The sequence below is a fragment of the Streptomyces sp. NPDC052107 genome (assembly GCF_040680215.1).
Taxonomy (GTDB): domain Bacteria; phylum Actinomycetota; class Actinomycetes; order Streptomycetales; family Streptomycetaceae; genus Streptomyces.
Genome location: NZ_JBFAWG010000070.1, coordinates 22,294 through 29,631, shown reverse-complemented (window position 1 = coordinate 29,631; position 7,338 = coordinate 22,294). Strand labels below are relative to the sequence as shown.

At 67.0% G+C, this 7,338-nt stretch carries 8 protein-coding genes and 1 riboswitch; of the genes, 3 read left to right on the top strand and 5 right to left on the bottom strand.

Going from position 1 to position 7,338, the window contains the following annotated elements; all coding sequences use genetic code 11:
* Window positions 1-504: 504 nt before the first annotated feature.
* Together AB0M27_RS37800 and AB0M27_RS37795 are read right to left on the bottom strand one after the other, a co-directional pair.
* Window positions 505-933: a nitroreductase family deazaflavin-dependent oxidoreductase gene (locus AB0M27_RS37800; RefSeq protein ID WP_365729006.1), complete on the bottom strand. Its 429-nt coding sequence runs from the start codon at window positions 931-933 to the stop codon at window positions 505-507.
* A complete protein-coding gene (locus AB0M27_RS37795) occupies window positions 933-1,571 on the bottom strand; it encodes an NAD(P)H-binding protein (RefSeq protein ID WP_365729004.1) in 639 nt (212 codons plus the stop codon). Before AB0M27_RS37795 ends, AB0M27_RS37800 begins: the two co-directional genes overlap by 1 nt.
* A 102-nt stretch (window positions 1,572-1,673) precedes the next feature.
* Between AB0M27_RS37795 and AB0M27_RS37790 the strand changes: the two genes are divergently transcribed.
* On the top strand, window positions 1,674-2,051 hold the full coding sequence (locus AB0M27_RS37790) for a helix-turn-helix domain-containing protein (RefSeq protein WP_365729002.1): 378 nt from the start codon (window positions 1,674-1,676) through the stop codon (window positions 2,049-2,051).
* Window positions 2,052-2,586: 535 nt separating this feature from the next.
* Here the strand turns inward: AB0M27_RS37790 and AB0M27_RS37785 are convergent.
* The gene (locus AB0M27_RS37785; protein WP_365729001.1) at window positions 2,587-2,925 is read right to left on the bottom strand and encodes a hypothetical protein; all 339 of its coding nucleotides are present in this window, start codon (window positions 2,923-2,925) and stop codon (window positions 2,587-2,589) included.
* A gap of 470 nt (window positions 2,926-3,395) precedes the next feature.
* The gene (locus AB0M27_RS37780; RefSeq protein WP_365728999.1) at window positions 3,396-3,674 is read right to left on the bottom strand and encodes a DUF3293 domain-containing protein; all 279 of its coding nucleotides are present in this window, start codon (window positions 3,672-3,674) and stop codon (window positions 3,396-3,398) included.
* A 195-nt stretch (window positions 3,675-3,869) separates the two neighbouring features.
* Window positions 3,870-3,977, top strand: a riboswitch (SAM riboswitch).
* A 134-nt stretch (window positions 3,978-4,111) separates the two neighbouring features.
* On the opposite strand from AB0M27_RS37780, the gene AB0M27_RS37775 reads away from it, so the two are divergent.
* A complete protein-coding gene (locus tag AB0M27_RS37775) occupies window positions 4,112-5,101 on the top strand; it encodes a hypothetical protein (RefSeq protein WP_365728997.1) in 990 nt (329 codons plus the stop codon).
* 146 nt (window positions 5,102-5,247) lie between these two features.
* Here the strand turns inward: AB0M27_RS37775 and AB0M27_RS37770 are convergent, their stop codons facing one another.
* On the bottom strand, window positions 5,248-5,562 hold the full coding sequence (locus AB0M27_RS37770) for a hypothetical protein (RefSeq protein ID WP_365728996.1): 315 nt from the start codon (window positions 5,560-5,562) through the stop codon (window positions 5,248-5,250).
* A gap of 202 nt (window positions 5,563-5,764) precedes the next feature.
* On the opposite strand from AB0M27_RS37770, the gene AB0M27_RS37765 reads away from it, so the two are divergent.
* Window positions 5,765-7,324 (top strand): WD40 repeat domain-containing protein, encoded by a 1,560-nt coding sequence (locus tag AB0M27_RS37765; protein ID WP_365728994.1) that lies wholly within the window; start codon window positions 5,765-5,767, stop codon window positions 7,322-7,324.
* The last annotated feature ends 14 nt before the right edge of the window (window positions 7,325-7,338 follow it).

Here is a 7,338-nt window from a genome sequence, read left to right as displayed (position 1 = left end):
TAGGACGAGCTTCGATTCCCACCAACTGCCACACCGCTGACCAGCAAGTTCGACCTCATCCAAAGCCCAGAACCCCGATTAACTGCGGAACCCGGGTCTGTGGCTCTGTGGCGTAACTTCAGGATTCCCGAAGCATTCTCGGCTCGTTCGACCGATCCGCAGCCGAGATGAATGCGAGGAGGCTCAGGGAGCGCTGGGCGCCCACGTCAGCGGAGGAACTGGAGCAGCTCGAGATTGAGGTGTTGTCCGGGTTCGTTCTTACGGGCTTGGCGGACGGCACGACTGCGGGGCAGGCGCGCAGAGGGTGGCACGGCCGCGTGCGGGAGTCGGGCCGCATCACGATGAGTTCGGCCGCCGAATGTTGATCCGCTGTCGGGACGGTGTCCGGGTACTTCTCGGCGCTGATCACGAAGGCGCCGGTGGAGGTCGGGGTGGAGTGCTCCTGCGGCGGGGCGCCTCGAGGTGGAGGGGGGTCCGTCTCAGGGGATTGCGGACCGCGGATGATCAGTGTGTGCGGTCGATGATCACTACGGGGATCTCGCGGCTGGTCGCCTCCTGGTAGTCCTGGTAGGACGGAAGGGCCGCCACGATGAGTTCCCACAGCCGGGGCTTCTCGTCGGGTAGGGCGGTTCTCGCGGCTGCGGGGAAGGTTTCCGGGCCGATCTGGACCGTGACGTCCGGGTTCGCGGCCAGGTTGAGGTACCAGGCCGGGTGCTGATCGGCTCCCGCGTTGGAAGCGGCCAGGATGTAGCGGGCGCCGTCCCGCACGTAGACCAGGGCCGTGCGGCGCAGTTTTCCGGACTTGCGGCCGCGGGTCGTCAGGAGCAGGTCGTTCATGCCCGGTCTGGCTCGGCCGTTGGTCTCGAGGTAGCGGCGGATGTGTCGCGCCACCCACTCGTTCGGACTGTCGGTGATTTCCTCCTGTCGGTCCATCAGCCGGCCTCGATGCCGACGTGCGTGCGGTGGTGCCGCGGATCGTCGATCTCGTCGAGCAGCGCGATCGCGAAGTCGGCGTAGGAGATGCGGCTGTCGGCCTTGGCCGGGGCTGTCCGGTACGTGCCGGTGCGGGCGCCGCCGTGGTCGAAGTCGCCCGCCGGGCTGAGGACCAGCCAGTCCAGTCCAGCGGTCACGGTGCGCAGCACGTCCGTTCCTGCCGCGTGTCCCAGGTAGAAGGCACGGTAGTCCTGGGGATAGCCGGGGGTGTCCATGAGGAGGGCTCCGGAAGCGGTCTCCAGCACCGAGGCCAGGCCGACTCCCACCAGTCGGTTCACGTCGGCTTGCGCCAGGCCGTCGAGGAGGGCACGGGACGCGGCGGCGAAGAATGCCTCGGGCTGCGCGGCGGCATCGTAGACCGCGCTGATCGCGGCATCCTGCCCGAAGGCCAGCCGGGCGACGCTGCGAGCATGGGTGACATCGCCCGCGACGGTCCGTACACCGTCCACAGCCGAAAGATCGGCGTACTTGGCCGGATCACGCACGACCGCCGTGACCTGGTGACCACGGCTGCGGGCCTCCGCGACGGCGGCCCGGCCCGCCCTGCCTCCGGCGCCGAAGACAACGATCTGACTCATGACTTCCCCCTTGAATCCGCAGGCCGGGCCCGAACGCCGGCCGCTCCCCCGCACGATAGGGAAGGCCATGGTTACCAAGGGGATACCAGCTACTGTGAGGCGGTGACCGAGCCACTGGATCCCGACATGTTCGACCCGCTCTGCCCGTCCGATCTCTCACCGATCCGCTTCGGCGACAAATGGGCAGGGATGATCATCCGCTGCCTCGAACAGGGACCGCGGCGGTTCTCGGAGTTGCGGATCCCGCTGGGCGGCATCACCGCCAAGGTCCTCACGCAGTCGCTCCGAGCACTGGAGCGTGACGGCCTGGTCACCCGCACGGTCCACACTGAGCCGGCGCGCCGGGTCGAATACGCATTGACCCCGCTCGGCCGCAGCCTCCTTGTGCCGATGGCCTCAGCGTGCACCTGGGCAGCGGAACACTGGGACGAACTCATCGACGCACGCGAGGCGGCCACGCCGCTCGGCAACACCGGCTAGCACGACCGGCCGAGCCAGCAACCACTGGATCAGTGCTCCGACTCCCGGTCAGGACACGACCCCGGAGCGACTCCACATCGACCACGACCGTGACCGAAGGGCTTGAATCCCTCGTCTCGCGGAAGTCATCGGACTCGACGGCAAGACCGCTATGCGCTATGCGGACTCCGCCCCGGGCCTGACTGCAGCAAGCCGCCGAGACAGGCCCAGCGAGTTGACCACGAACCTGCGGGTCCATCCCTCAGAATCAGAGACCCGACCCATGGGTTCGCCCTGAAGAACCCTCAGTTCGCCTGAACTCGCGGGGATCTCGGCCCGGTCCTCCCGAAGCTGCCGCGAAGTGACAAGTAGCCGACGGTTTCCCCACGCCGTCGGCGCTCGGCCCGGTACGCGGTCCACGCAAGTTCCCCCTGCGGCGCGGAGCGCCAGGGCGTTCCGGTGCGGTCGCAACACTCGGCGTAGCTCAGATCGGGGGCCAAGGAACAGCCCTTCTGGACCGTGCGGCAACGGCCGGTCGGAGCCGCGGGGATGGTCCCTACTCGCGCTCCAGGTCCAGGGGGTTGTCGTCGGCGTCGATGTACTGCTCGGTCTTGGTGTAGCCCATGGCGAGGCTGTTGCGGCGCCGCCTGCCGATGGAGATCACGCGCAGTTCCAGGCGCTTCGTCCAGCCCGCCACGTCGGCCGGGGAGACTGGCCCGACCTCGCACTGGTTCAGCCAGAGCACGGGGTCGAAGCGGTCCGAGGTGCCGGTGAGAGCGTCCGCAAGGTTGAAGGCGATGTTTCGGCGGGCGTGGAAGTCCTGGTCGTCGGATTCAGCGATGGCTGCGGAGATGGTTTCGTAGTCGGCGCGGCTCATCTGTCGGTTCGTGGCCATGGGGCCCCTCCTGGCTTGAGGTGGTTGCTGTTCGGGGGTACGGCACGGGCCGCCGGACTCGGATGTCGAGTCGGACGGCCCGCACGCAGGGGTGCGTATGAATCACGCAGCGATGGACGTGCGCTGTCCTCCGATGGCGCGGGCGCTGCTCAGGCGGGCGGACTGACCGGCGCTGTCTCTGGCCCGGCGGGCGGAGGTGCCGTAGGAGGACGTGCGGGAGCCCTTCCAGGCGCCCTTCGTCTGCTCCCCGCACCCGCGGGGATGGTCCCAACAGCGTCACGCACGAGGACCGCGCCTATGTCGGTCGCGCCGCCGTCGCAGGACAGCAGACGCCAGGCGCCGGAGGTCCAGGCGAAGACCGCGTGCTGGCCGGAGCACCGCCCCAGTTCACGCGCCGCCGAGTCGTTCAGGCCGGCGATGGCGACGCTCTGCTCGATGTGCGTGCCGTGCGCATCGCCTCCCGCTGCGGGTCACCACACGAGCCCTCGCCGGTCGAGCTCGTCGAGGAGCCGGGCCTGGGCGCGGGCGTTGTCTTCGGCAAGGGTGGGACGGCCGTGGGGGTCACACGCCGTGACGAGGTGGAGGGCGGCGGCGCCGGCGGGTTCCGGGAGTTTAGGGAAAGGGCCCTCGGTCGTGCCCCGCGGACGCGGTTTGACCCGTACCGTTCGGTCCGGGAATCGGATGTCGAGGACCGTCCGCCGGTAGAGTTCCCAGTTCGGGGGTGTGGTCGCAGCGTCAGTGACCTGCATGAGGGCCTCCTGTGGACGAAGGACCCCCTTACCCACCGGCAGGGAGATCGGTGCTCGCTCCCACAGGGCCGTGGGAGTCGGTCCTCGGCGCGATCGGCGTCGTGACCGAGCGGAACCATGCCACACCACCGGTCAAGGGGCAAAGCGTTGTGGATCACATTGTGCAAGATCCGGACGGGTGTTACTTTCGCGCCCGGTCACGAGTTCCAGCGTCAAGCCCCGGCTTGCTGGATGACATCCGTTTGCCGCGGATGCCCCGGGGGCGACCAGCCCAGCGCGCGGTGCGTTGGGAAGCCGCAGATCACCGGGGTGCGGACGTGCACTACCGGGGTCCATCGACTCCGGAAGGTTGACCGCCCGTGCCGGTTTCCGACGCGATCCCCGAATTGCCGACGGGGCGGCAGGCCCAAAAGCCTGAGCCGACACCCGGACCCGCCATGTCCGCAGTCGCAGAGCCGGGCCGCGTGGGCCTGGTGGCCATCGGCCTTGACGCTGGACGGGCGCTGTTCTGCACGGCTGAGGCGAGTGGCTCCGGCCGACCTGGAACTGACGAGATCTTCGACGAGTGGCTCGACAGCGGATTCGACGTCGCCTTCTACCGCAGCTCGGACCGCCCCCTTCAGGCGCGTGCTGTAAGCCAGGGGGAGCGTGTTCCCGGATCGCTGATCAGCAGCCGTATCGGAAAGGCCCGGTTGGAGTCGGTCTGCCTGAATCCTCGTCGGCGCGCACCCGTCGGGCCTCGGGAGCCGGACCCGGTGTCTGCGGAGGGCGAGGAGGCCGACGGAACCGATGCCCGTACGGGTGCCGGCATGCCCGGCATCCGCCGGGGAGACGAGGAGGACAAGCGGCGGTACGCGAAGGTGGAGTACCAGGAGGACACCGGCTGCGTTCTGACGGTCGTGGACGACTTCGCCGAAGGAACGGGGAAGGAGTCGGCCCATCACCTGGGCGGCGACATCACCTCGGACACCGACGGAGACTGGTTCGAAACGCTCACCACCCTCACCGAACTCGCCCAGGCAAGGCTGGAAAGGGAGGGGTGGGCCCCGGACGGTCCATGGCAGATCCAGTGGTGGTGCAGCTCGTGCGACGTCACGGACCCGCCGTACGAGACCCTTGAAGTGTTCGAAGAGTACGGCTTCGATCCGGACGAGATCACGCAGCACTATGTGTCCATCTACAGCCAGGGCAGCGACGGCTATTACACCGTCGAGTTCAGTGCGGAGCACCGGGGAGAGGACCACGTCATGTACCTCCAGCTGGAACTGGATGCTGGCAGCAAGGAGCTGGGCAGCGGCAGTCTCGAAGAACTGCGGAGCCACTTGGAACAGGCGACGGAACGGGTGCGGGAGGCCGGCTACACCCCGCTCGACGGCGACTGGAGCGTCCACTGGACACGCTGCCACGTGCCTCTGACCGAGCTGTGACCGACTGACGGCCCCAGGCTGTCGTGCCCTGTGCCCTGTTGTTTCCGTCCAGCCGAAGGGCGGAGAGCGAGCAGCTGCCAGGCACGCGAGCAGTAGCGACGGGGCGCGGCTTTGACAGCACCTGCCCCGGGTCCGTGAGCTTGTGCTCAGGCTTGGGCAGACTGGTCACTGCTGCTCCTCATCCGCTCTCGTACACGGTTGACCACTCGGCGTCCGAGGCGCCCGCAAGCGCCGGCAGTAACTGCTGCGAAGAACGTGCAGGCGCTGGCCTTGGAGTCGTCTTCGCCTACGAAGCCGTAGTAGGCGACGCCCACGCTCAGAAGGGTGCACAGGAGGCCGAAGAAGAGCGTGAGGCTGGCTTCGATTAAGCCGTCGCGCAGCTCGAGCCACAACACTCGGGTCGGGTCAGGGGTTGTGGTGACGGTCGGAGGGGCTGGGTTCAGGGATGTGTTGGTGTCCATGGCCTTTAGTGGACAGCACATCCGGTGCCTGGAGGGCATGAGGCGAACGGTCCCGCAGCATTCCGATCAAGGCAGATCACCGCCGTACATGGCGGGTCGGCCGAACAGGACGGCGTTGTACGGCATTGTTCGGTGAAGTTCGGTGAGATTCGCTGCGGTTGTTCTAGCCTTGCCTCCAGATGCTTACCGGTGGGGGTACAACATGGCTGGTCAGAGCGATGATTCTCATGTGCCGAGCGCGACGTTCGACGAGGAACTGCAGGCGTTCGCTGCGGAACTGAAGGATCTGTGGATCGCAAGCGGGGCGCCTGCCTTGCGGAAGGTGGCGAAACTCGCACCTGCCTCCCGCCCGTTGTCACCTTCGGGTATCAGCGAAGCCTTGAACGGCACGCGACTGCCGGAACTGAGCTACCTGATCGCCTTGGTCCGCATCCTGCTCAGCATCGAGGACGGCAAGCCAGCTCAGCGCGATGATCCGCGTGTTCAGCACTGGACTCTCCGGTGGCAGGAGATGAAGCGCCTCAAAGAGCGCAAGCGCACCGCCACTGCCTCATCGGTGCCCGCCACATATCTTGAGCTTCAAGAAGTGGAGGAGCGCTCAGGGACCAGTGCTCTCCCCCCGGCCGAATCGAGCGAATCGGCCGAGACCCCATCAGAGCAAGCACATCCCTCGGCTGACCAGCACTTGCCGCTCTCGGCGGCCGCGCAGTCTTGGCAGACAGAACGAGGCGAACTGCGCCGCGCGCTCGAAGCAGCCAATACTCGTATTCAGGACCTGGTCACTGCCCTGTACGACCGCATCCCGGACGCAGGTCACAGCCTTGGGCCCACCGGCACGTGTTGGGCGATTGCGTTCTCACCTATCGCGGACCTGCTCGCCTGCCCTGGCGCCTGGGAATATGACCCGGACTCCGTACGGTTGTGGGACACGGCCATTGGCCGTCCTGTTGGGGCGCTTCTCCCGCACCCGGGGGAGATTAAGGCATTGGCATTCTCATCAGATGGCAGGTTGCTTGCCAGCGGATGCAAGCAGGGATCCGTACGGCTATGGGACCCCGCCACTGGCCTCCCCCTTGGGGACACTATTCCAACCGGAGACAGCGATGTCACGGCCCTTGCGTTCTCGCCTGACGGCAGTCTGCTCGCCACAGCAAACAGTGACGGTCCAGCGCTGGTCTGGGACGTTGCTCTGGGCCGCCACCAAGCCAGTCGGCCCTTCGGCCTGCACAGCAGCGGAGTGGCATTCTCGCCCGACGGCACCCTGCTCGCCGTCGCAGATAACTCCCAGGGAGTATCTCTATGGCAGACGGCGGACTGGAGCGAAGGACCGAAGCTCTTTGGAGACCAGCCCCTCCTACCACAAAACGTGGCGTTCTCCCCTGACGGACACCTCCTCGCGTGCGGATCTCTCAACGGCTCAGTGCAGCTGTGGAATCCGTTTACTGGGCAATCCATCGGAGAGCCGCTGAAAGGTCGCGGCAAGGGTTTCAACTCCCTCGCCTTCTCCCCAGACGGGAGCCTGCTCGCCGTCACCGATGGCGATGACGTGCGGCTATGGAACGTGAACACTCGCACCATGATCGGGACCCAAGGTAGGGATCCTCGCCCCAGTGTCTGGTCAGTGGCGTTTTCCAGGGACGGCCGCTTGATGGCCACGGGCGAGAGCACACGGGTGCGCCTGTACAGGCCTCCTGCCGGCTGGCCAGCTACCAGCCGGCCAGCCTCCGCAAAACGGCGTCGCACATGGCGCCTGAGCAAGTGAAATGCCAGCGCACT

What these genes read in the sequence shown, in the direction of transcription:
- AB0M27_RS37795 (WP_365729004.1), bottom strand. Translation starts at nt 1,571, where the DNA reads ATGAGTCAGATCGTTGTCTTCGGCGCCGGAGGCAGGGCGGGCCGGGCC.
- AB0M27_RS37765 (WP_365728994.1), top strand. Translation starts at nt 5,765, where the DNA reads ATGGCTGGTCAGAGCGATGATTCTCATGTGCCGAGCGCGACGTTCGAC.
- AB0M27_RS37770 (WP_365728996.1), bottom strand. Translation starts at nt 5,562, where the DNA reads ATGGACACCAACACATCCCTGAACCCAGCCCCTCCGACCGTCACCACA.
- AB0M27_RS37800 (WP_365729006.1), bottom strand. Translation starts at nt 933, where the DNA reads ATGGACCGACAGGAGGAAATCACCGACAGTCCGAACGAGTGGGTGGCG.
- AB0M27_RS37775 (WP_365728997.1), top strand. Translation starts at nt 4,112, where the DNA reads ATGTCCGCAGTCGCAGAGCCGGGCCGCGTGGGCCTGGTGGCCATCGGC.
- AB0M27_RS37780 (WP_365728999.1), bottom strand. Translation starts at nt 3,674, where the DNA reads ATGCAGGTCACTGACGCTGCGACCACACCCCCGAACTGGGAACTCTAC.
- AB0M27_RS37785 (WP_365729001.1), bottom strand. Translation starts at nt 2,925, where the DNA reads ATGGCCACGAACCGACAGATGAGCCGCGCCGACTACGAAACCATCTCC.